The 21,833-nt window shown below is 70.5% G+C and carries 20 protein-coding genes and 1 pseudogene; 12 read left to right on the top strand and 9 right to left on the bottom strand.

From position 1 onward, the window contains the following. Window positions 1-35 precede the first annotated feature (35 nt). From OIE53_RS10810 to OIE53_RS10795, 4 genes are all read right to left on the bottom strand, one after another. The gene (locus OIE53_RS10810) at window positions 36-548 is read right to left on the bottom strand and encodes a SigE family RNA polymerase sigma factor (RefSeq protein WP_327026469.1); all 513 of its coding nucleotides are present in this window, start codon (window positions 546-548) and stop codon (window positions 36-38) included. A 24-nt stretch (window positions 549-572) separates the two neighbouring features. Next, window positions 573-785: a hypothetical protein gene (locus OIE53_RS10805; protein WP_327027152.1), complete on the bottom strand. Its 213-nt coding sequence runs from the start codon at window positions 783-785 to the stop codon at window positions 573-575. A gap of 147 nt (window positions 786-932) precedes the next feature. Then, on the bottom strand, window positions 933-1,262 hold the full coding sequence (locus OIE53_RS10800; RefSeq protein ID WP_327026468.1) for a MazG-like family protein: 330 nt from the start codon (window positions 1,260-1,262) through the stop codon (window positions 933-935). Window positions 1,263-1,361: 99 nt separating this feature from the next. After that, window positions 1,362-3,158: a tetratricopeptide repeat-containing protein gene (locus OIE53_RS10795; protein WP_327026467.1), complete on the bottom strand. Its 1,797-nt coding sequence runs from the start codon at window positions 3,156-3,158 to the stop codon at window positions 1,362-1,364. A 156-nt stretch (window positions 3,159-3,314) separates the two neighbouring features. On the opposite strand from OIE53_RS10795, the gene OIE53_RS10790 reads away from it, so the two are divergent. From OIE53_RS10790 to OIE53_RS10780, 3 genes are all read left to right on the top strand, one after another. After that, entirely contained in the window at window positions 3,315-3,491 is a 177-nt protein-coding gene (locus OIE53_RS10790) for a hypothetical protein (protein WP_327026466.1), read from the top strand. Between the two features lie 123 nt (window positions 3,492-3,614). Continuing rightward, window positions 3,615-3,983, top strand: coding sequence for a CATRA system-associated protein (locus tag OIE53_RS10785; protein WP_327026465.1), 369 nt, complete (start codon window positions 3,615-3,617; stop codon window positions 3,981-3,983). Further along, window positions 3,961-6,165: a CATRA conflict system CASPASE/TPR repeat-associated protein gene (locus OIE53_RS10780; RefSeq protein WP_327026464.1), complete on the top strand. Its 2,205-nt coding sequence runs from the start codon at window positions 3,961-3,963 to the stop codon at window positions 6,163-6,165. The genes OIE53_RS10785 and OIE53_RS10780 overlap by 23 nt, the downstream gene beginning before the upstream one ends. 63 nt (window positions 6,166-6,228) lie before the next feature. On the opposite strand, the gene OIE53_RS10775 is transcribed toward OIE53_RS10780, so the two are convergent. After that, window positions 6,229-8,694, bottom strand: coding sequence for a CHAT domain-containing protein (locus OIE53_RS10775; protein ID WP_327026463.1), 2,466 nt, complete (start codon window positions 8,692-8,694; stop codon window positions 6,229-6,231). A 503-nt stretch (window positions 8,695-9,197) separates the two neighbouring features. Between OIE53_RS10775 and OIE53_RS10770 the strand changes: the two genes are divergently transcribed. Next, complete coding sequence (locus OIE53_RS10770) at window positions 9,198-12,071, top strand: immunoglobulin-like domain-containing protein (protein ID WP_327026462.1); 2,874 nt, start codon at window positions 9,198-9,200, stop codon at window positions 12,069-12,071. A 126-nt stretch (window positions 12,072-12,197) separates the two neighbouring features. Here the strand turns inward: OIE53_RS10770 and OIE53_RS10765 are convergent, their stop codons facing one another. Continuing rightward, the gene (locus OIE53_RS10765) at window positions 12,198-13,025 is read right to left on the bottom strand and encodes an SAM-dependent methyltransferase (protein WP_327026461.1); all 828 of its coding nucleotides are present in this window, start codon (window positions 13,023-13,025) and stop codon (window positions 12,198-12,200) included. 291 nt (window positions 13,026-13,316) lie between these two features. Here OIE53_RS10765 and OIE53_RS10760 point away from each other — a divergent pair, with 291 nt between their 5' ends. Both OIE53_RS10760 and OIE53_RS10755 read left to right on the top strand, forming a co-directional pair. Continuing rightward, entirely contained in the window at window positions 13,317-14,027 is a 711-nt protein-coding gene (locus tag OIE53_RS10760; protein ID WP_327026460.1) for a ThuA domain-containing protein, read from the top strand. Continuing rightward, the gene (locus OIE53_RS10755) at window positions 13,997-15,115 is read left to right on the top strand and encodes a Gfo/Idh/MocA family protein (RefSeq protein ID WP_327026459.1); all 1,119 of its coding nucleotides are present in this window, start codon (window positions 13,997-13,999) and stop codon (window positions 15,113-15,115) included. The genes OIE53_RS10760 and OIE53_RS10755 overlap by 31 nt, the downstream gene beginning before the upstream one ends. A gap of 57 nt (window positions 15,116-15,172) precedes the next feature. On the opposite strand, the pseudogene OIE53_RS10750 reads toward OIE53_RS10755, so the two are convergent. After that, window positions 15,173-15,421 (bottom strand): annotated as a pseudogene (locus OIE53_RS10750) (oxygenase MpaB family protein); the annotation flags it as partial. 95 nt (window positions 15,422-15,516) lie between these two features. On the opposite strand from OIE53_RS10750, the gene OIE53_RS10745 reads away from it, so the two are divergent. From OIE53_RS10745 to OIE53_RS10735, 3 genes are read left to right on the top strand one after another with little or no spacing between them, the layout of a single operon-like run. Then, a complete protein-coding gene (locus OIE53_RS10745) occupies window positions 15,517-16,179 on the top strand; it encodes a hypothetical protein (RefSeq protein WP_327026458.1) in 663 nt (220 codons plus the stop codon). A 9-nt stretch (window positions 16,180-16,188) separates the two neighbouring features. Next, window positions 16,189-16,506 (top strand): hypothetical protein, encoded by a 318-nt coding sequence (locus OIE53_RS10740; RefSeq protein ID WP_327026457.1) that lies wholly within the window; start codon window positions 16,189-16,191, stop codon window positions 16,504-16,506. Between the two features lie 17 nt (window positions 16,507-16,523). Next, window positions 16,524-17,273 carry a hypothetical protein gene (locus OIE53_RS10735; RefSeq protein WP_327026456.1) on the top strand — a complete coding sequence of 250 codons (750 nt, stop codon included), beginning with the start codon at window positions 16,524-16,526 and terminating at the stop codon, window positions 17,271-17,273. Here the strand turns inward: OIE53_RS10735 and OIE53_RS10730 are convergent, their stop codons facing one another. Then, window positions 17,274-17,900 (bottom strand): hypothetical protein, encoded by a 627-nt coding sequence (locus OIE53_RS10730; RefSeq protein WP_327026455.1) that lies wholly within the window; start codon window positions 17,898-17,900, stop codon window positions 17,274-17,276. A 64-nt stretch (window positions 17,901-17,964) separates the two neighbouring features. Here OIE53_RS10730 and OIE53_RS10725 point away from each other — a divergent pair, with 64 nt between their 5' ends. Both OIE53_RS10725 and OIE53_RS10720 read left to right on the top strand, forming a co-directional pair. Further along, complete coding sequence (locus tag OIE53_RS10725; protein ID WP_327026454.1) at window positions 17,965-18,222, top strand: transcriptional regulator; 258 nt, start codon at window positions 17,965-17,967, stop codon at window positions 18,220-18,222. Next, window positions 18,219-18,611, top strand: coding sequence for a DUF4139 domain-containing protein (locus OIE53_RS10720; protein ID WP_327027151.1), 393 nt, complete (start codon window positions 18,219-18,221; stop codon window positions 18,609-18,611). Before OIE53_RS10725 ends, OIE53_RS10720 begins: the two co-directional genes overlap by 4 nt. Window positions 18,612-18,621: 10 nt before the next feature. On the opposite strand, the gene OIE53_RS10715 is transcribed toward OIE53_RS10720, so the two are convergent. Continuing rightward, the gene (locus OIE53_RS10715) at window positions 18,622-19,848 is read right to left on the bottom strand and encodes a DUF2786 domain-containing protein (RefSeq protein WP_327026453.1); all 1,227 of its coding nucleotides are present in this window, start codon (window positions 19,846-19,848) and stop codon (window positions 18,622-18,624) included. Between the two features lie 339 nt (window positions 19,849-20,187). Here OIE53_RS10715 and OIE53_RS10710 point away from each other — a divergent pair, with 339 nt between their 5' ends. Then, the gene (locus OIE53_RS10710) at window positions 20,188-21,822 is read left to right on the top strand and encodes a sugar ABC transporter permease (RefSeq protein WP_327026452.1); all 1,635 of its coding nucleotides are present in this window, start codon (window positions 20,188-20,190) and stop codon (window positions 21,820-21,822) included. Window positions 21,823-21,833 lie beyond the last annotated feature (11 nt).

The raw sequence follows: 21,833 nt of genomic DNA, 5'->3' as shown, positions 1-21,833 counted from the left end.
AAGGGTGGATCGGATGAGGTCGTCGAACGAGGTGTTCATCGCTTCAGCTCCAGCATGAGTTCGGTACCGGGCAGTACCTCACGCAGCCGACCGACTGCCCGGTGGGTCCGGCTGCGGACCGTCCCGACCGAGCAGCCGAGCACCTCGGCCACCTGTTGCTCGGGCAGGTCCTCGTAGTACCGCAGGACCAGCACCGCGCGTTGCGCCACGGGAAGGCGCAGCAGGGCTGCCCGCATGGTCAACCGCAGGTCGGCATGACCGCTGTCGTCCGGTTGTTCCCGCTCGACCGGCGAGCCGACCAGCGTCTCCCGTAGCCGTCCCCGGCGTCGCCACCAGCTGACCCGCTCGCGGTACATCACCGCGCGCACGTACCCCTCGGGATCCTCGTGCCGGATCGTCGGCCATTTTGCGTACGTCTTGGCCAACGCCGACTGCACCAGATCCTCGGCGGCATGCTGGTCGCCGGTGAGCAGGTAGGCCGCCCTGATCAGGGCGGCGGTCCGGTTCTGCGCGAACTCGCCGAACCTGGCTCTAGCCTCGTCGTCCAACAGCTGTGCTCCGTCCGGTACGCCTCATTCCCCACCACAGACGCGCGGGACCCCGCCCGCTATCCCGCTGATGCCGTCAATCCTGGGTGGCGAGCTCAGGCAGGATCTGGAGCTGCCTGCTGGTCGTTCTGGCCGGCGGCACGCTCCGCGGCGCCTGCGCAGCACACGGAACTCGTTGCCGTCCGGGTCGGCCAGCACGGCCCAGCCGCGGCCGTCGGGCTTGCGGCGGTCGTGCACCGTGGTCGCGTCGAGCGCGAGGATGCGTCCGACCTCATCCTCGCCCCGAGGGCTCAAGGCATATGTGCAGCCGGTTCTTGCCCACCTCCGGATCCGGGACCGCCGCGAAGAACAGTGCCGGTCCGGTACCGGTAGCGCGGAGGGTACTCACTCGGGCGGTTGCGTCCGGTAGGTGTCGAGGCGAGCGGTGGCCTTGTCGATGCAGGTGGTGACGATCTGGCGTGGGTCGTGGCCGAGGCTGGTGATGGCGACCAGGGCGGTGAGCACCACGTCGGCCAGTTCGGCGGCCACCTCGTCGGTGGTGTGGGTGATGCCTTTGCGGGGGTTCTGGCCGATGGTGCCGATCCACGCCGAGGCGACCTCGCCGGCTTCTTCGGTGACCTTGAGGATGCGCAGGCCGATCTCCTCGCGGCTGCGGCCGTTGACGGCGTCCAGCCGGGCGGTCACCAGGGCGGCGAGGTCGAACACATCAGTCATCAGGTCTTCTTTCGAAATCGAGGCCGGCGGCCGGGTCGGTCCGTCGCACCCGTGCCGGTGGCGGCCGGGTTGTCGCCGCCGCGCCGGCAGCGGGGTGACTCAGTGCCGGAACGCAAGGGTCTTGCAGAGTTCGATCGCCTCTCGGAGGGCGGCCGAGACCCCGGGCTCAAGGGCGGCAGCGACCGTCAACAGGTCGTTCATCGGCTCGGCTGCCGTTATGAGGATGGCGGTGCGCTGCTCCGGGGGACAGAGGTCGGCCGCGACGCGCAGCATCTTCAGCCCTTCCTCCGTACGGCCGGTCAGCAGCAGGATGTCTGCGAGGTCGAACGCTGCCCATGGCTCCTGGCCACTGCTGTTCACAGCGAAGCGGGCCAGGTACTCGATATTTTCGATCTTGGCACGCACGGGCGCGGTGTTCGTCCGTCGGCATCCGGCCAGCAGCAGCTCGATACGAGCCGCATTCATGAGGGGGTACAGCTGATTCGGTGCCAGCTCAGCGGCGCGCCGGTAACAGGTGAGAGCCCGGTCGAGCAGGGATTCGTCCAGGGCGCCCGGTGTGGTGGTCCGCGCCAGACGGCGGAGCAGGCCGCCCTGGGTGGCCCAGGTCTCGGCATCGCTGTCGTCGAGGGCCAGCGCCCGCTCGAACGCCGCTGTCGCCTCGATCATCGAGCCGGACATCTTGCCGAGAGCGGTGCCCAGCTCGCGCCAGGCCGGGGCATGGTCCGGACGCAGTTCGGTGGCGATCCGCAGGGTCTGGACCGCCTCCGCGTTCTTCCCTTCCCGGCGGAAGATCAAGCCCAGCTCGAAATGGGCCTGCCAGCTCGCCGGATTCTGTTCGACAGCCTTCTCCAGCAGCAGCACCCTACGCCGGGAATCGGAGGCGTTGCGGGCCGCGAGAACGAGATCTTCCCCCAACTGCCGGCGCAGATGTTCCAGCGCGGCGGCCATGTCGGCATGCTCCTGCCGCATCGCGTTCAGGTCCTCGAGTGACATCACGACCGCCGGCGCCATGTCGCGCACGGGACTGTCGACGAACTCCGTGTGCTCAAGGCCGTCGAGGGCGGCCTGAGTGATCCGGCGTACGGATTCGGCGATGCGATTCCTGCCGTACTCGATGATCCGCACGATGAGGGGATTGAACCGGACCTCGGCAAGATCCTGACAGATGACGATCGTCACGTTGTCGCGGGTCGCCCAGCGGACCCCCAGCTCCAGATACACATTGGGATTCGCGCCGGTCAGGTCGGCGATGTAGATCTCCGCATCGCGTGCCTCGCCGAACATCGACCGATGGATGACCCCGGAGGTCGTCTTCTCCTTCTCGATGACGAGGGTGACCTCGCGGCCGGTCTGTTCACCGATGAGCCGGGCAACCGGCTCCAGCAGTTGTTCGCGGATCTCGGTGACATCGCTCCACGCCGCCGAAGCACCCATGGTCTCACCAGGCATCGCCACGAAGCAGCGCAAGGGCTTCCCGGGTGCCCCCGCCGTGGTGCCCCGTCGTACGGGAGGGCGCTCCTCGACCGCCGTCGCGCTGGTCGTCAGACGGTGGCGCCGCTCGTTCACCTGGAGCCGCTGGAGCGCGGTCCAGCGCTGCCGCCAGTGCTCGAGACGCGGATCGTCGTCGGCCGGGGGCCGGCGTTGGGGATTGCCCAGCGTCAGCAGCGTCTTGACCAGCGCTATCAGAAAATCGATGCTGGGCAACCGCCGACCGCTCAGCGCCTCGCTCACACCCGATTCCGACAGGGCCCGACCGGCGGGGGCGTGGCGGGCAATCTCCCGCAGCGACGGCTTGCCCTGCTCGATGCGCAGCGCCGTGAGGTCGGCGGCGAAGCGGGCAAGCTCCCCTTCGTATGTCTGACCGCTCGACTCTTCGGCGGGCTCGTCCCGTGCCATCGGCAGCCCTCCGAGATTCTTCGACAGCGTCCCCATTGTACGAGGTCGAAGGTAGGCGAAAGACGCCGAACGATGAGTACGTGAGCCGATTTCGAGTCCCGCCGGGACCGTTCGCCGGATGCAGGAAACGGCTGGGAAACCGGCTGTAGTACTCGTATGAACACCAAGCTGATTGAACTGTTCGCACTTGTCGTCATCCTGCTCGCCTGCGGCGCCATCTATCTCGCTGCCGGGCCGGCCGCGCTCGCCGCGGTCACTGCTGTTGGAACCTCGCTGTTCGCGACCTGGCGCGGTACCCGTGGTAGGAAGCCGCGTGGTGGAAAGCAGCGATAAGGCATCCCTCGCAACCCGGCATGTATCCCATGCCGGGTGCTGCCAGATTCCGATCATGAGACGCGAAGATGTCAGCGGATCGGGTCACGCGCGCAGCACGCGAAGTGGCTATGGTGAATGGCCATGGGACCCCGCGAGCGTTGGGACGCCGAAACCGTCGGTGACGCGCTGTACTTGTTGCAGGACATCGTCCTGTGGGAGCTGATACCCGAGCGGTGGGAACACATCGGATCCCTGCTCAGTCGGCTGAGCGCGACCCTGGACACCGGTGAGGTCGACCAGGCGCGTGAGGTCCTGATCGAGCTGGAGCTGAGCGGACCGGTACGGGCGAATCGGATCGGACAGACCGAGACGAGAGGCATCCCGGAGCCGCTGCTCGAACGCCGCAACACCCTCGTGCACTCGCTGACCGCGGAACAGGACCGCCAGAGCGGCAAGCAGCAGGACGGGTCGCGAACGGAAGCCGGCCGTGGTGACCGACCCGATCGTTGAGCAGGAACTCGTCGCGCACCTGTTCGCGCCACTCACCGGGCCGGATGCCGAGCTGGCACGGCACCAGGTGGCGCTGCTGTGGCAAGCCTGCCGCACCGAACTGGGCATGACCCGTACGATCGAGGGCACCTCGCTGCCCGCGGACCTGCCGGTCGACACGGATCTGCCGGAGGGGGCCCTGGCCGGGCTTCAGGACCCGGCCGTCGACTTCCAGGTGATCGCGCGTCGAGAGCACGACGTGCTGAACATCTCGCTGGTGATGGCCACCCCGTTGGCCCCACCGGTGCGGCGGAATCGGCTCGGCGCCGCCGTCGCGCCCGGGTGGATCGAATACAGCCGGTGGTGGTCCGCGCTGACCGCAGGCGGTCTCAGCGCCCTGCTCGGCGGCGCCACCATCTACCAGGCCAAGTCGGCCGACCCGGCGCAGGCCGAGGTCCGTGCGGCGGTGCCGGAGCAGGACGACGACGGTGAGCGGTGGTGGACCAGGGAGACGACCCTCGACCACTTCACCCTCTGGGAGGTGACCCCGGGCGGCGGCCACCCGCTGCGACGGCTGGTCGTGCTCGGCCGGCCCGACGAGGACGACCGGCTCAGCCGGTTCACCTGGAGCTCCGGGGACGTGCTCCTGCCGCCGCTGGGCCGCTATCTGATGCATGCCGCCAAGCTGCGGTACGCGGCCCGGGTCCGGGGGGACGGCAGCCAACTGACCCGGCTCCGGGACCGCACCGCCGCCCGGCTGGACCGGATCACCGAACTGCTGGCCGGCGGCGGCTCCCTCGGCGACGAGGCGGACGGACTGGCCGCCGACGAGGCCGCGGTGATCGGCGCCCTGCAGGCCCTGAACAGCATGCAGCGCAGTGTCGACATCGCCCGCGCGAACATGACCACGGCCCTGCCGGAGCCACTACCCACTGATCGGGCCTTGGCGCCGGCGTTGGCGCAGTGGCTGGCCGACGACGGCTACTTCCTGGAGCAGATCCGGGTACGGGCGCAGCGGACCCGGCAACTGCTGCCACCCGTGACCAGGTCGGCACCCGTCCGCTCGGCCGTCGTCGAACCACCCGCACCCGAACCACCCGCGACAGCACCGCCCGCGACCGCACGGCCCACGCCGCCGGCCACGGTGCAACAGCGGATGAGTTTCGGGGTCGACGTGGTCTCGTACTCCGGCCGCAGCTGGCCACGACAGGACGAGGTGCAGCGGCGGTTGGCCGGGATCGTGGAGCGGGTCCTGAAGGACCTCGATCTGGACCTGCACGACACGGATCATCAGGACGCCGGTGACGGGATGATGGTCGTGCTTCCCGCGTACGTCCAGCCCCATCTGGCCTTGCCGAAGCTGCTCTACGGCTGGCACGGGCGGGTGGCGGCCGACAACGCCGCGCATCCGGAGGATCGGATCCGGCTGCGTCTGTCGGCGGCCGTCGGGCCCTTCTCGTCCGGGGCCGTCGGGTTCATCGGCGCCACCATCATCGAGACCGGTCGGCTGCTCGACAGCGAGGTCCTGCGTCAGGCCGTCACGGACCATCCCGACGCGGACCTGTTGGCCCTGATCTCGGACCGTCTGCACGCCGATGTCGTCGGTGAGGGTCATCCCGGCCTGAACGCCGCTCACTTCATCCCACAACGGGTACGGGTCAAGTCGTACGACAAACCGGCCTGGTTGTGGCTCGGCGGCTCGGTGCCACCCCCGGCGCGGCGGACTCCCCCGGAACTACCGCAGACACCGGGGGAGGAGCCGAAACGGGACCTGCTGGTCATCCACGGCGACACCGAAACCGCCGGCAAGGTCTTCGAGTTTCTCGGCGCTCTCGGCTTGCGTCCGCTGGAGTGCGGCGATCTGGTCGAGCGGACCGGCAGCCTAGCCCCCGAACGCAGCACCGTGCTCCGGCAGGCCTTCGCCGACGACACCGCCGCCCTGGTGCTGTTCACCCCCGGTCCGGGCGGGTCGCCGGACGTGCTCGCCGGCATGGCCCTCGCGTTGCAGCCCGACCGCACGATCCTGGTGCGGCTCGGCCAGGCGGACCTACCGGCGGAACTCCACGGCCGGTACTCCGTTCACCTGGACGGCACCAGCAGCCGGGGCCATCACCAGGTGGCCCAACTGCTGCGACGTCTCGGCTACGCCGTCCAGACCGAGGGCACGGATTGGCTGAACCCGGAGCGGTTCCAGGACTTTTGACCCCCGGGCACAGCCGCCCCATTGGGAGTCGAGGACTGAGCACGGTGAGCGAGCACGCGCATCCTAGGAGCCCGAGCATCCGGGCCCCGCATCGAGCGGCTCCGCCGCCTCTAAGGTCGCCGGGGTGAAGCCGTCACCGACGATGGTCAGGCCCGCCCACAGCGCCACCGGTGCGTTGGGGTAGCGGCGAAGGTAGTCCAGTTGCGCCCCACGCAGGGCGTCCACCGGGGCCAGTCCGGCCGCCAGCCGCCGGTAGACCGCGCCCAGCAGGGTGGCCGTCCTCGTTCCGGAGACCTCCACCGTGCCGGCCAGCACCCACCGGGCACCGGCCAGCAGCGCCGCGATGGGCAGGCCGAAGGGTTCCTGCGCCCCGCGCAGATCGAGCCGGGCGGCCCAGCAGGCCGGCATCAGCACCGCCTCCGGCAGTCGACAGGTGAGCAACTCCGCCGCCGTCAGCGGGTCGTCCGGTGCCAGCAGCAGCGCCTGGCCGAGGCCGCTGGTGGCGGTGCCGTGCACGCTGAGCAGCATCCCGCCCAGGCCGTCCGCCTCGGCCAGGGTCGGACGGACGTCTCTGCGGCACAGGAGTTGCGCCTGCGGGAAGGCCTCCTTCAGCAGGGTCTCTTCCCGCTGGGTGCCGGGCAGATCCGGGTCCAGGTAGGCGCGGAAACTCACGCCGGTCCGGGTGGGCCGGGCCCGCAGGGAGGTCCACAGGGTGATGGCCGGAACCACGACGATGCGGGCCAGTTCCGCCAGGTAGCGCGAGCCGACCCGGACCGCGGCCACCGGCACCGGGCCCAGGAGCCCACCGGTCGACACGACCAGCGGTGGTTGCCCGCCCGCGGCTAGCACCTGCGCCAATCCGGGCGGGATGATCGCCTCTCCCAGCGCGGCCAGCTCGGCCTCCTGGGCGACGGCGGCCGTGCCGGGCTCGGCCGCGTGGTAGCGGTCCAGCCAGGCCCGCAGCTCGTCGCTGAGGCGTACCTCGTCCACCCGGGGGGTGCCGTCGGGTGGCAACCAGACCCGGTTGCAGATGGTGGTCTCGTCCTCCAGCACGTCGAGGATGAGGGCGTGTCCGCCGGGCGGCAGCGCGGCCACGGTCTCCGCCAGGCCGGCCGGTTGTGGGGTGACCGCCCGCCGAAGCTCCGCGGTGGCCGCCCGATCCAGCCGCCGGTACAGCTCGGGCAGCTCGGGGGAGTCCCCGGCCAGCACGATGGCGTCGACGAGTTCCCGCAGGTCCTCGCTGAGGCGGGCGCCGGTCTGCACGAAGGCGGACACCGCCTCGGCGCGGGCCGCGGTCGCCACCGCGAAGGCCGTCCGGCCGTCGCCGGCACGGGCGGCGCAGTGCATGGCCAGGATGTAGGTCTGCCGCTGATCCTGGTAGAAGTTCTCCCGGTCGTCCGGGGCGGCCAACCGACGGCCGGCCTTCTCGGCGAGGGTGAACGCGATGACCGAGTGGTCCCGGGCAGCCTCCACCTGGTCGTCGAGGATGAGCTGGTACGCGAGGTGGTAGTGCGCGATCGAGGCCGCACTCGGGTCCCGGTCGGCATCCAGCGGCAGCACCGCCTGGTTGAGCAGGTCGATGGCCGATGCCCGGTCACCACGGTCGAGGGACACCATGGCCCACTCCAGGGCGACCTGAGACAGGTCCCGGGGATTAGGGAAGTCGTCGTAGGGCAGCGCCGCCAGCCGGGCCTCGGCCGCGTCGAGGTCGCCGGTCAACCGGTCCAGCCGGGCCAGGAAGAACTCGCAGCCCAGGCGGTTGCCCGGCTCCCCGTCGCCGAGCCGGAGCGCCTGCTCGAACCGGCGGCGGGCGTAGCCGGCCGCGTCGGGGTCCTCCGGCACGTCGAGCAGCCGCATCTGCCCCAGCCGACGAGCGGCGTGCGCCGCGCCCAGGGGCCGGCCGGCCCGCAGGTACTGGACGAACGCCCGCTCGTACGCCTGGCGGGCGCCCGTGGTGTCACCCACCTGGTCCAGTACCGCGCCCAGCTCGCGTTCGGCGTTTGCCGCCCCGACCCGGCGGCCCAGGGCGGCGTACCGGTCCCGGGCCTCGACCAGCGACTCCCGAGCCAGGTCGAAGTCCCGGGCGATGCGGGCCGACACGGCCACCCGATGACAGAGGTCGGCCCGGAGCTGGTCGGTGCGGTCCGAGGGTGGACACCGCCCCAGCACCTCGGCGAGTTCGGCCAGCCGTTCCCGGGCGGGCAGGAACTGGTAGCCCTGGTGGGCGACGGCGGCGCGCTGTGCCAGGACCTGTCCGGCCCGCAGCCAGTCCTCCTGCTGGACCGCTACCTCACCGGCCCGCACCAGCAGTTCTTCGGCGTCGGGGAGCCGCCCGTCGTTGCGGGCCAGGATGCCCGCCTCCAGCAAGGCCTCGGACCGCAGCTCCCCCAGGTCCTCGGCGGCAGCCAGCTCGATCACCGTCTGGTAGCCGGCGGCGGCTTCCGCCCGCCGGCCACGGGCGGCCGACAGCCAGTACCAGTCCAGCAGGAGTCGAGCCCGGACCCCGGGGCGGAGATCCTCGCGGTCCACCCATGGGCGCAACACCCGTTGCGCCGCAGCGAGTTCATGCCGGTCGACATGCGCCGCGGCCTTGCGCCACGCGGCGAGCGCCTCCTCGTCGACGGCGGCCTCCTCCGTGGTCGTTGGCGGTGTCGCTCAGTGGCGCAGGGGCGGCGGACGGCTGCGCCGCACCGACCACAGCAGCAGACGGACAGTACCGCGAGTGGGACCGGCCTCGAGGACTGAGCGGACAGTCGACAACCCGACTCACGACGATGTCCGCCCTCGCCGCACCTCGACGGCACCGGCGGGGCACCGCTGGATGACCCGACCAACTGAAGGCGCCCCGGTAGGTCCTGACGTGGCGTTGACCTGCGAGTAAGCCGAAGTTAGCGTTAACAACGCTCTCGTCCACTTCAGAGAGTCCCACCACCACCACCACCCTGGGAGGACCATTGAGATCGGGTCAGCGAAGGTCAGGAAGAGGTAGAGCCATCGCCATCATCGCACTGGGTGCGCTTGCCGCGGCGTCGTTGGCACCGACGCCATCCCACGCCGCCGACGATCAGCTCAACGAGGGCCTGGTGCACCGCTTCGCCCTCGACGAGACCAGCGGAACGACACTGGTCAACTCCGGTAGCGCGGGCTCGGCGGCGAACGCCACCCTGGTCAATCCGCAGAAGGCGACACTGACCGGCGACGGGGTCAGGTTCAACCCCGAGTCGTACGAAGGCGCTCTCGAAGGTGCCTACGTGAAGCTGCCGGACAATCTCACCGCCGGCATGACCAACCTGACGGTCGACTATGACGTGTGGATCGACCCGGCGAACGTCGGCGAGCACCAGATGTGGAGCTTCGGCGCCAAGTCCGGCTCCTGTGACGCCGACACCGGGGGCCAGGGGGCCATCTTCGCCTCGAACACCCAGCGGTTCCGGGTGGCCGTCGGTTCCACGAACCTGCAACAGAACCGGGTCCGGATGACCGAGGGGGCGTGGACCCACGTCACCTACACCCAGTCGCTGAACCCGAACGGCACGAGCTGGACCGGCCGGCTGTACCTCGACGGGGTGCTGCACGCCACGGCGCCCAACCTGAGCACCCCGCCCTCGGTGAACGCCGCCGGCACCACCTGCAACTTCCTAGCCCGCTCGCAGAACTCGGGCCACTACTCCTTCCGCGGCACCCTCCGGGACTTCCGGATCTACGACCGGGCCGTCAGTGTCGAGGAGACCCGGGCCCTGGCGCAACGGACCGTCGCCGTCGGGGTCCGCGCGGACGCCGAGGCCATCGACCTCGGCCTGACCAGCGCGATCGTACGGGACATCGTGCTGCCCAAGGTGGGTTCGGTGGCGGGCTCGGCCATCACCTGGACCAGTTCGGACCCCTCCGTCGTGGAGGTCTACACCCCGCCGGCCGTGCCCAGTGCCCGCAAGGTTGCGGTGACCGGCCGGATCACCCGACCCGCCCAGGGCCAGCCCGACGCGACCGCCACCCTCACGGCCACCCTGCGCAAGGGCGCCGATGAGGTGGTCACCCGGGAGATCCCCGTGGTGGTCAAGGCGGAGTTCGACGACGCCCAGGCGGTCGACCGGGACACCTTCGACCTGACCCTGTACGCCACCGACGACGTACGCGGAAACCTGCACCTGCCGGCCGACGGCGAGTTCGGCTCCACCATCACCTGGAAGTCGACCACCGACCTGGTCACCCCGACCGGTGAGGTGACCCGCCCGGTCTTCGGCCGTGCCGATGTCGAGGCCACCCTGACCGCGACCATCACCAAGGGCGGGGCCTCTAAGACGAAGTCCTTCCCGGTGACCATCACCGCCATGCCCCGCTCCGAGGAGTACGAGCGGTACTTCCTGGGGTACTTCAAGGGTGAGGGCATCGCCGACGGCGAGCAGATCATGTTCGCCACCTCCAACGGCAACACCGCCCTGGACTGGACCGGTCTGACCGGAGGCCGCCCGTCCCTGATCTCCCAGTTGGGAGACCAGGGCCTTCGAGACCCGCACATCGTCCGCTCACCCGACGGCGACACCTTCTACATGATCGCCACCGACCTGAACTGGTACGACCAGGGCGGGTACAACATCAACGACACCCAGTACATCGAGGTGTTCGAGTCGCACGACCTGGTCAACTGGACCCCGCAGCGGCATGTGAAGGTCGCCCCGGACGACGCCGGCAACGCCTTCGCCCCCGAATCCCTGTGGGTGGAGGAGATCGGCGCCTACGTCGTGTTCTGGGCCCAGTCCCTGTGGGACGACCCGGTTAACCGGACCGGTCAGGGCAACGCCCAGATGTGGTACGCCACCACCCGTGACTTCCAGACCTTCTCACCACCCCAGGTCTGGCAGGACCCGGCCCCGCTGTCCCGGATCGACACGACCGCCATCAAGGTCGGCGACCACTACTACCGGGTGACCAAGAACGAGGCCGGCAACCAGGGCTCGGACATCTTCTCCGAGAAGCACACCGACTTCCTGGACAGCGACATCGACAACTGGACCCTGCTCGCCCCGGCTCTGGGGCGTACCACCTGGGTCGCCAACCAGGGCTACGAGGGGCCGATCATCTTCAAGGCCAACCCGGGCGACACCGCCTGCCCCGGCCAGTTCTACCTGTGGGGTGACCGGTACACCAACGGAGGTGGCTACCAGGCCGCCTGCCACGAGGACATCGAGGCACCTACCTGGAACCCCAAGGCGATCACGATGACCAACGCCGGGGTCGTCCGCCCCCGGCACGGCACGGTGATCCCGTTGACCCTGCGGGAGTGGAACGACATCCGGGGGATCCCGAACAGCGATGTCACGACCACCACGGAGGTGACCGTCGAGGCGTACGCCAGCGGGGCCCAGACCACCACGGCCACCGCCACGGTCACCGCGGCTGACGGGTTCCAGACCGGCGGTCAGGTGCGGTTCAGCCTGGGCTCCTGGTCGACGGTCGCCTACCTGGACGACGGCGCGGCCACGGTCACCCTGCCGACCGGCCTGCCCGCGGGCACCCGGACGGTCAAGGCCGAGTACCTCGGCCACGACTACCTGAAGGCCTCGGAAGGTACGGCCTCAGTTCAGGTGCCCGCCGGATCCAAGGCCGTCAAGGTCAAGGCGAAGGCCGCCCCGGCGTCGGTCGCCCGTGGCGGCACCTTCGAGCTGAAGGTGACCGTCGAGCCGGCCGGCGGGCCGAAGAAGCAGGCCGCCACCCCGACCGGGGAGGTCACGGTCACCTTCGGGGGAGCCGTGCAGGTCGTGTCGCTGGTGGAGGGCAAGGTGGTCGTCGACCTGCCGACCGCCGATCTGCAACCCGGCCAGTACCAGGTGCATGTCGCCTACTCCGGCAACCCGACCTACCAGGGTCACGCCGGCAACCACCAGAAGTTGACCGTACGCAAGCGGTAGTCCTGCGCCAGGGAGTCGGAGCGGGCGGGCTCGGCGCCCGCTCCGACCGGTGCCCGGCCAGGTCGACCTGACGCGCCGGCGGCGGCCGATCCACCCGTAGGGAGATCGGCCGCCGCCGGGTGGGCGTCACGGCTTGCGGGCGACCAGCGCGATGAAGGTGTGGTAGGTGTCGCTCTGGTCCGCGGTGGTCTCGTCCGGCTCCGGCCGCCACTCGGGCAGCGGCACCAGCCCCGGCTCCAGCACCTCCAGGCCTTCGACGAAGGAGAGGATCTCCTCATCGGTACGCCACCGGCCGGTGCCGAGGGACTCGTTGAAGACCCGTTCCACCTCGTGGGCCTTGCGGGAGGCCTCCGGGTGCCGCTCACCGGGATCACGGAAGTGGGAGATCGCCACGTAGCTGCCGGAGGGCAGGGCCTCGATCAGCTTCGCCGCCACCCCCTTGGGGTCCTCGTCGTCACTGAGGTGATGCAGGATCGCGAAGAGCAGCAACCCGATCGGGCGGTCGAAGTCCAGCACCTGCCGCACCTGCGGGTGTTGCAGGATGGCCTCCGGTGAGCGGATGTCGGCCTGGACGACCGTGGTGGCGCCGTCGCCGGCCAGCAGGGCCCGCCCGTGGGCCAGCACGATCGGGTCGTTGTCGACGTAGACCACCCGTGCCTGGGGGTCGTGCTGCATCGCCACCTGGTGCACATTGCCCTGGGTGGGCAGGCCCGAGCCGAGATCCAGGAACTGGTTGACCCCCTGCTCGGCGGTGAGGAAGCGCACCACCCGCCGCAGGAAGGCGCGGTTGGCCTGCGCGGCCTGCGGGCCGTCCGGGGTTATCCGGACCGCGTGTTCGGCGACCGCGCGGTCCACGGCGAAGTTGTCCTTGCCGCCGAGGAAGAAGTCGTAGACCCGGGCGATGCTCGGAGCGTTCATGTCGACCCCCGGCGGAGCCGCTTCTGGACCGGTCACAGTTCGTCTCCTCGTCCCTACCGGATCGCGGGCGGCCGATCGGCTTGAGCCGAGGGCCGGACAGAGTGTAGCCATACCCCGAAGCGAATTCGGCTTCCTTACCGTCGTATGTCGGACTGGGGCGTCCACCTGAGTCGACTCCACGACAAACGGGGTATCCGTCCGGTCCCGCAGGGTGCCTCGGCTGCGCCACTGTGGAGACCGCAAGACGGGTACGGTTGTCGATGGACGATGCGGACGTCGGCCGGGTGGGAGCAGTGACCCGGAGCGACGGACCGGAGAGGAGGGTCAGTGGCGCGGCGCAGAGCCCTGGTGGTCCGAGGTGGGTGGGAGGGACACCGGCCGGTCGAGGCTACGGAGCTGTTCATTCCCTTCCTGGAAGGCAATGGATACACGGTCCGGGTAGAGGAGTCGACGGAGATCTATTCTGACGCCGCCGAACTGGCCGACACCGACCTGATAGTGCAGTGCATGACGATGTCGCAGATCACCGCGGAGCAGGTGGCCGGGCTGTCCGCCGCGGTCGCCGCCGGTACGGGTTTCACCGGCTGGCACGGCGGCATCGTCGACTCCTTCCGGGCCAACGCGGAGTACCTGCACCTGGTGGGCGGCCAGTTCGCCACCCACCCCGGGGTCCGGCCGCAGGACCGCTGCGGCACCGAGCAGGACAGTTTCCTCCCCCATTCGATCACCATCACCCCCCTGGGTGCCGAGCATCCGATCACCGCCGGGATCGAGGACTTCGACCTGGTCACCGAGCAGTACTGGGTGCTGCACGACGACCTGATCGAGGTGCTGGCCACCACCACCCACCCCAGTCGGGAATGGCAGCCGTGGCACCGGCCGGTCACCTCGCCGGCGATCTGGACCCGACACTGGGGCGCCGGGCGGATCGTCGTGACCACCCCGGGACACAGCCTCGACGTGCTGGAGCACGCGAGCGTGCGTACCGTCATCGAGAGGGGAATGGTGTGGGCGACCCGCACGGCGTCGGCATCGTAGGTCTGGGGTTCATCTCCCGCGCGTACCTGGAGACCCTCGCCGAACATCCCGCCGTGCGGATCGTCGCGGTGGCCGACCTGGACCCGGCCCGGGCCGCCGCGGCCGCCGCCGCGATCCCCGGTGCCGAGGCGGTGAGTGTCGAGGGGTTGCTGCGCCACCCCGAGGTGACCACCGTGCTCAACCTGACCATCCCGGCGGCGCACGCCGAGATCTCGGGCGCCGCCATCGAGGCCGGCCGGAACGTCTACGGCGAGAAGCCCCTGACGGCCACCTTTCCGCAGGGCCGGTCGATCATCGACCGGGCGGCTGCGGCCGGGGTGAGCGTCGGGTGTGCCCCGGACACCGTGCTGGGCATCGGTACCCAGACCGCCCGCGCGGCCATCGAGAGTGGGCTGATCGGCCGTCCGCTGGCCGCATCGGCCGTCATGGTCACCCCCGGGCATGAGCGCTGGCATCCCGAACCCGACTTCTACTACGCCCCCGGCGGGGGCCCGCTGCTGGACATGGGGCCGTACTACCTCTCGGCGCTGGTCCACCTGCTAGGGCCGGTCCGGGCGGTGATCGGGGCAGCCAGTCGGCTGCGGGATGTCCGGATCATCGGCTCCGGTCCCCGCCAGGGGCAGCGGATCCCGGTCGAGGTGCCGACCCATGTGACCGGGGTGCTGGAACACGCGGACGGTGCCCTGACCACCCTGACGACCAGCTTCGACGGTGTCGGAACGACGGCCGCCCCGATCGAGGTGCACGGGGAGGCCGGCACCCTGGCCGTACCCGATCCGAACCACTTCGACGGCACGGTCCGCCGCCGGGCCCTGGGTGACCCCGAGTGGCGTCCCCTGGAACCGCGGGCCGGCTACCTGGCCGCCGCCCGGGGGGTCGGCCTGATCGACCTGGTCCGGGCCGACGACACCCGTCCGCCCCGGGCGAGCGGTGAACTGGCTTTGCACGTACTCGACATCATGACCGCCCTGCTCCGCTCGGCCGAAGAGGGCCGACGGATCGAGCTGACCACGACGGCCGAACGCCCCGCACCCGTCCCCCTGACCCCGGCCGAGGAGTGGAGGTCCGCCCTGACCGTCCGGCGCTGAACCGTGCAGGCCACCTGCGGTCCGCCGGCTGGGAGGTGACTCAGTCCGCGGGCGGCGGGGTGCGGCGGGCTCCGGTGGGCCGAGTCGGCTGATGTCGTACCCCTCGGGGTAGGTCCTGGTCTGGATGCCGTCGGCGAACAACGGTGTGGCCCGGGGCCTGCCGAATCAGCGCAGCAGCCGGGCGCGGGTCTTCGGCGCCAGGTGCAGCCCGGCCCGGATCAGCCAGGCCGGGGGGTCGACCCGCATCGCGCGGCGCAGGGGAGGGTCGTACATGGCGTTGACCAGGGCGTCGCCCAGCGGGGCCAGGGGATCGAAGCCGTCACCCTTCTGCGGTACGGTGACCCTGCTTCGCGTTCGAAGACGGTATCGATGTGTTTCGTCGACGCTACGGGGTGGGAGAAATGGGCGAAGACAGACGGCACATACGCCTGTCCCTGGCCACCCTGGACTCCCTCGGCAGCGACGAGGAACTGCGGGAACAGGTCACCCTGGCCCTGCGTCGGGCGGAGAGCGATCGGCGGCCCAGCACCCACTCCGGTCAGGACCCCACGGGTGCCATCACCGTGGTCGTGGACTCCGCCGGTCAGGTCGAGGACGTGACCGTGACCCGCGACTGGCGCAGCCGGGTCGGGGTCAGCGGTGCCCCGGAGGCCCTCTTCACGGCGTACACGACCGCGGTGCAGGCGGCCGTCGAGACCGTCGCCCTGCGGCAGCTGCGAGCAGACTCCAACGAGGCCGCCCGGCCGCAGCCGAACAACACCGGCGAGGCCGCCAGCACCAGCGAGGTTGGACCCGACGACGAGCAGTGGCTGCGGCAGACCTGGCAGGCCCTGCACGACCTCGACATCGAGCTCGAAGGGTTGGCTCGCCCGCCGCAGATGGTGTCCGAACAGGAGGTCGCCAGCCCGTCCGGGGTGCTGACCCTGCGGATGCGCGACGGGGGTGTCGTCTCGATCGTCGGTGACGTCCGCCGGATCGGTCAGCTGGATGCCGCCGCCCTGCGGTACGAGGCGCATGCCCTGTTCCGGACGTACGCTCTGGTCCGCTCCCAGAATCGACCCTGAGGTTTCGACATGCAGGAAGTCTCCGTCATCACCGAGGCCGTGCGCGACGAAGGCGGCAAGTGGCTCAGGTTGTCCGACCGGGCGCAGTTGATCAAGTTGGCGGCGGACCAGCTGCACCTGGACGCCTCGGCCTTCTTCATCGGGGACGCGAACGTCGTCCTGCACTCCGCGGCCTACCGGGACTTCCACCGCTTCCTGGTCGGTGTCCTCGGCGGGGCGGTGACCGAGTTCGAGCAGATCGGTGACGCCCTTCGGCGCATCGCCGACGAGTACGACGACGCCGACGCGGTCATCTCTCTGGACCTCAACCAGATCTACACCCACTGAGCGCGAAGGACGACAGGGTGCAGCCAACGACCAGTCAGCTTGAGTACGGCGAGCCGTTCAACAAGGCCTTCGACCAGATCCGTACCGGCATCGACACCGCGATCGAGAGCTTCAACCAGCTGGTGGACAAGGTGAACAGCTGGAAGTGGCTGCTCGGGCCGGCCGCGCTGTGGTGGATCAAAAACAATCTGGACGACGTCCGGGGCGGCCTGAACAACGTTCTCGATCGGGTCGATCACGCCCTGGAGCACCAACTGCCGGTGCTTTCACTGATCAACATCAGCTTCCGCTGGGTCACCGATGTGAAGTCTCCGGTGTCGAACCTGTCCTTCGTCACCACCGAGCCGGACAACCAGAACCTGGCCAAGTGGACCGGGGACGCGGCCAGCGCCTACAACTCCAAGGCGATCAAGCAGAAGGCGGCGGTCGACGAGACCGTGGTCAAGGCGGAGTTCATCAGCCAGTGGCTGTTCGACATCGCCAAGGCCAATGTCGACTACGCGGTCGAACTGGCCAAGATAGTCACCGGGCTCACCGGCAAGCTCGTGCAGGCCGTGGCGGAGGCGAGCACGGTGATCGATCTGCCCTGGGCCATCTCCACCCTCGCCAAGTCGATCGGTGACCTCGTCACCGCGGGCCTGAACACCCTGCTCACCATCGGGCAGCGGTTCGTCGACGCGCTGGGCAACGTGCGGGACATCGCCACCCAGGTGGGTGACCACTCGAAGCTGCCCGGCGGGCAGTGGCCGCAGGCCGTGCGGGGCTGATCAGATCCTCGGCACGGCGGACCGGGTAGCGGTGAGGATCACCCGGGAGGCCGAGGCCAGGGTCTCCGTCGGAAGGTAGGACTCGCCGCCGACGGCCAGCCACACCTTCACCACCAGGTTGCCGGTGCGGGAATGCACCATGTACTCGGCGTACCGGAAGCCCGGGGTGGAGCGTTTGGTGAAGGCCTCCGCCTCCTCACCCACCTGGGCCACCGGGCCCGCCGGGGTCATCCCGGTAGCCTCCCGGGTGCCCAGGTAGAGCAGCCGGGCCTCCTCGGCGGTGGCTGGAGTCGAGGCCTCCACCAGCAGGTTCGCCTCATGGCCTGACCTGGTGCGCATCTCGAACAGACAGGCTGCCCCGGGCCGTCCCGGCGGTGGCTTCGGGTCGGTCCGGGTAACCGTCAACGCCAGGTCCTCCAGCGGCGCCAGGTCGGTGCGCGCACACAGGTCCAACTCGGCGGCCGAGTAGGAGGGGCCGGCAGGCGAGGGGGTGGCGCTCGGGACGGTGGCCGAGGTCTGCGCCGGGGCCGAGGGGGCGGCGACCGGGGTCTGCGCGTCACAACCGGCGAGTGCGGCGACAACGACGAGGGCCACGCCCACCCGGCGACCACACAAGGAGTCAGGCACGACCTCGACGGTACCGGTTTCCCACCAGCGGGACAGGCCTGTCGGCCACCGCTAGGGTGCCGATGTGGCCCCCCGAGAAACCCCCGAGGACATCGCCCGCACCCGCACCGTGTCCGCCGGCACCATCCTCGGCAACCGGGCGGATCTTCGCGGCTACCCCTATCGGCTGCTGTGCGTGGTGGCCCACCACGGCATCGGCGGTGACCAGGTGACCCAGGCCGTCGCGGCGGCGGAGGTGCTGGAGGCGTACGGCTGGGAACTGGTGACCCTCTCTGAGTTCACCAGCAACCGGGTGGTCTACGCCGTGCTGCGCCGACGCTGAACCGGACCGTACCGTCACGGGTCGGTGAGGAGACCGAGTTGGCCCTCGGGGTGGACGACCGGCTCCGGGTGCAGCGGAAGCTGCACCGGCGTACCGAGACCAAGGCCACCCTGGGGTCGACCCGGCGACGAGAGGTGGAATACCTGATCACGGTCGCCAACCACACCCCCCGCCCGGCCACCGTCGAGGTGCGTGATCAGCTCCCGGTCTCCCGTGACGAGGCCGTGGTGGTGCGGGAGACCACCCTGGTGCCGCCGCCGGTCGAGCGTACGGAGTTGGGGGAGTTGACCTGGCGGTTGTCTCTGGCCCCGGGTGACAGCGGCGAGATCTCGCTGGGCTTCCGGGTGGAACTGGCCAAGGGGGTGGAGCTGACCGGCTGGCGGGAGTAGGCGCGGGGCACTAGGAGTGCCGGCCGGTGTCCGTGGGCAGGGTGGCCCGGTCGGCGGCCTGCCGGCCGGACTCCCAGCCTTCGCGGCTGTCGACCCGGCTGCCTCGGGCCCGCACGGTGTGCGGGAAGACCCGCCGCATGGTGTCGCGGATCTGTTCGTCCCGGGCGGCCAGCACCGGCAGCAGATCGGCCGGGTCGGCCCTGCCCGTGCCCTCGCCCGGACCGGTGACCTGCGCCAGGGCCAGCTGAGCAGCCTCGGCCAGCCGTTCGTCGATGCGGACGGTGAAGGCCACCAGGAAGGACTGTCGGAACGCCTTCAGGCGGCGCCGCCCCGCCTTGCCGCCGGGCGGTTCGGCCCGGGCCATCGCCCGGTGGGCCTGCACGAGCAGGGAGGTGTAGAGCAGGTCGACCGCCTCGATGTCGGTGTCGAAGCCGAAGACGGTGCTGAAGGCCAACTCCGGTGAGGAGACCGTGTGGCAGCGGTTGGCCCGGGCGACCGCGTCCAGCAGGGAGGCCTTCTCCTTCTCGTGCGGGTGGTCCACCCCGATGCGCCGCGCGTACGGCACCACCGGCGCCGGGTCGGCGCTTCGGGCGGCCAGCAGCGCCTCGTCCAGACTGTGCCGGGTGGCCAGTTCCTGGGCCTTGGCGGTGTACGTCTCGGCCTCGGCCGGGAAGGTCGTGGACTCCGCCTTCGCCAGCAGGGCGCGTACCCGGTCCAGCAGCCGGGCGTCGACCCGGGACGACCCCGCCGGACCCGGGCGGTCCCCGGGGGCGGGGGTCCCGGGCGGGGGGAGGAGCACCTCGATCGGCGGGAGGGTGGACAGGATGACGAGCAGACCCAACACCAGATCGAGTACGGCCACCCGGTCCAGCCGCCAGCGGGCCGCGAGTTCGTCGAGGTATCTGGCGTCGCTGGACCACCAGACCTGCGCGCTGAGGCTCTCCGCCTGTGCCCGCCACCGCTGGTCGACCGTGTTAGCGGGAAACTGTCGCAGGTACCCGGCGACCGCGTCGGTCACCAGGTCGGCCTGGCGCGGCTGACCCCGTCGGGCGACGACCCGGTGCAACTCGGTCGGCTGCCAACCGCCCCGCCACAGCCGCGCGCACGCCTCGTCCTTCGCGGCCACCAGTTCCGGATCGACCTCGGTCGACCGGGCCACGGCCAGGGCGTCCAGCCCCGCTTCGTAGTCGATCGCCCCGGCGAGAACCGCCCTGATCCGCTCCCGCACCGATGTCACCCGCCCAGGCTACGGAGTCCGGGCCGGGGCTTTCGGCCAGTGGCCCGATCAGCGGCGGCCGTCACTCCCCGCGACGCGACGACCCCCGCCGGAGCTTGTTCTCCCCACTCCCCGAGCGACGCCCGACGGGCCGTTCCGCCGTCTGGATGACGCGCCGGGCGGGACCTGAGGACGCGATCTGCCCGCCCCTGAGTATCCGTACTCAGCGATGCCGACGTGCCGGTACTCAACGGCGACCACATCGACGAGATATGCCGTCGGGACGAGTGGCGCGGCGTGATCACTGGACCTATCGTCGGGACCGGCCAACGGTCCGAAGAGGCGAGGAGCACCATGAGCATGGCAGCACCCACGATGACGGCGGCCCGTACCGGACCGGACCGGGGTACCCGGATCGGTGTCGGAATCGTCCTGCTGTTGCCCGCGTTGATCGCCCTCGCCTGGTCGTATCTGCTCCCCACCGTGCAGGCGGTGTCGCGCTCGACGAAGCGTGATCGACTGATCGGCCCGGTGGAGCCTGTGGGCTCTGCCAACTACGAGGGCCTCTTCGCCCAGGGATTCCTCGGTGACATGGGCTCGGCCCTGCTCCTGGCGCTGGTGCCACTGGCCTTGGCGCTGCTGGTCGCACCGGCGCTGGCGCTGCTCGCCGATCGCGCCGGGCGCCGGGCCCGGCTGGCGCTGCGGGCCCTGGTCGTGCTCCCGGTCGCCGGGTACGCGCCCGTGGCGCTGCTCATCGGTTGGCGCCTCGACCGGATGGAACCCGGCACCATGCTGGACCGTCCCGTGGCGACCCTCGCGGAGCTCACCGCAGTCACCGGCGCCGGGCTGGTCGTGGCGGTCGCCACCACGGCCTTCCTCAGCACCCTGCGCGGCCGGGGGCAGCGTCGCGACGCCCTGCCGGCGGCGCTGACCGTCGCCGGTCTGCTGGTGCTCGGCATCATCGCGGCCGCCCTCCAGACCTACACCGCGCCGCTGCTGACGGGCAGAATCCGCACCCCCCTGACGTACGCGGTCACCGAATCCCTGCAGCAGATGAACCTCGGTGGCGGCTCGGCCGCAGCGGTGCTGCTGCTGATCCCGCTGGCCCTGCTGGGCCTGGCGGCGACGGCCCTGCTGCTGTTCACCAGGGCTCGCATCGAGGTGGTCGACGAGGCCGTCACCCACCGCGAGCAGCCGCACGGCGCGGTCAGCAAGTCCGGTCCGATCACCGAGTCGCCCGGTAACCGGCAGGCCCGGATCGGGCTGGCGGTCGCGGGGGCGCTCGTGTTCGTCGTCATGCTGTGGGTGGCCTGGCCGTGGCTGCGCCGCAGCCTGCGGTTCACCAACGAGACCATGCCGATGTCCTCCCCCAACCTGGGCGGCATGTTGACGGCGACCTGGCTGCCGACCCTGCTGTCGGCGGTGGTCACGGTCGCGGTCGCGGCGGCGGCCGGCTTCGCCATCGGGGGCCTGCGTCCCCTCGGTCGGTTCAGCGAGTTGCTCCTGCTGCCCTTCGCGCCGTGGCTGTTCGTCGGCACCGGGCCGCTGGCCATCGAGTCCTTCCTGCGGGCCCGCGACCTCGAGCAGCTCAACACCTTCCTCGGGCTGGTGCCGCCGGGTTGGGTCAGCATTCCGGCGTTGTTCCTGTTCACCGTGCTGTTCCGCGGACTGGAACCCCGGTGGCGGGCGGGCGGTGGGTTCTGGTCCACCATGCTCGCCCCGGCGGCGCCGATGGTCGTGCTGGTCGGGCTGGTCACCTGGCTGGTAGCCGCCGCGCAGGTGCTCTGGCCGATGCTCGTGGCGTCGAACCCGACGTCTCGACCGGCGCCGCTGGAGGTCCTCCTGATGTTCGCCAGTTGGGGGATGCGCGGCGACGGCGACGGGCTGGCCCTCGGCGCGGTTCTGCCGCTACCGATGATGCTGATCTTCCTGGCCGTGTTCGTGTTGCTACAGGTGAAGTACCTGGACCGGTTGGCGGTACGAGTCGGTCGGTGATTTCCCGGCGA

The sequence above is a fragment of the Micromonospora sp. NBC_01739 genome (assembly GCF_035920385.1).
Taxonomy (GTDB): Bacteria; Actinomycetota; Actinomycetes; order Mycobacteriales; family Micromonosporaceae; genus Micromonospora.
The sequence above is the reverse complement of the archived record's forward strand: the minus strand, read 5'-3'. Positions and strand labels throughout refer to the sequence as shown.

Excerpts from the sequence above, each read along its gene's own strand:
- OIE53_RS10710 (WP_327026452.1), top strand. The coding sequence starts at position 20,188 with ATGGCAGCACCCACGATGACGGCGGCCCGTACCGGACCGGACCGGGGT.
- OIE53_RS10785 (WP_327026465.1), top strand. The coding sequence starts at position 3,615 with ATGGGACCCCGCGAGCGTTGGGACGCCGAAACCGTCGGTGACGCGCTG.
- OIE53_RS10800 (WP_327026468.1), bottom strand. The coding sequence starts at position 1,262 with ATGACTGATGTGTTCGACCTCGCCGCCCTGGTGACCGCCCGGCTGGAC.
- OIE53_RS10795 (WP_327026467.1), bottom strand. The coding sequence starts at position 3,158 with ATGGCACGGGACGAGCCCGCCGAAGAGTCGAGCGGTCAGACATACGAA.
- OIE53_RS10740 (WP_327026457.1), top strand. The coding sequence starts at position 16,189 with ATGCAGGAAGTCTCCGTCATCACCGAGGCCGTGCGCGACGAAGGCGGC.
- OIE53_RS10790 (WP_327026466.1), top strand. The coding sequence starts at position 3,315 with ATGAACACCAAGCTGATTGAACTGTTCGCACTTGTCGTCATCCTGCTC.
- OIE53_RS10745 (WP_327026458.1), top strand. The coding sequence starts at position 15,517 with ATGGGCGAAGACAGACGGCACATACGCCTGTCCCTGGCCACCCTGGAC.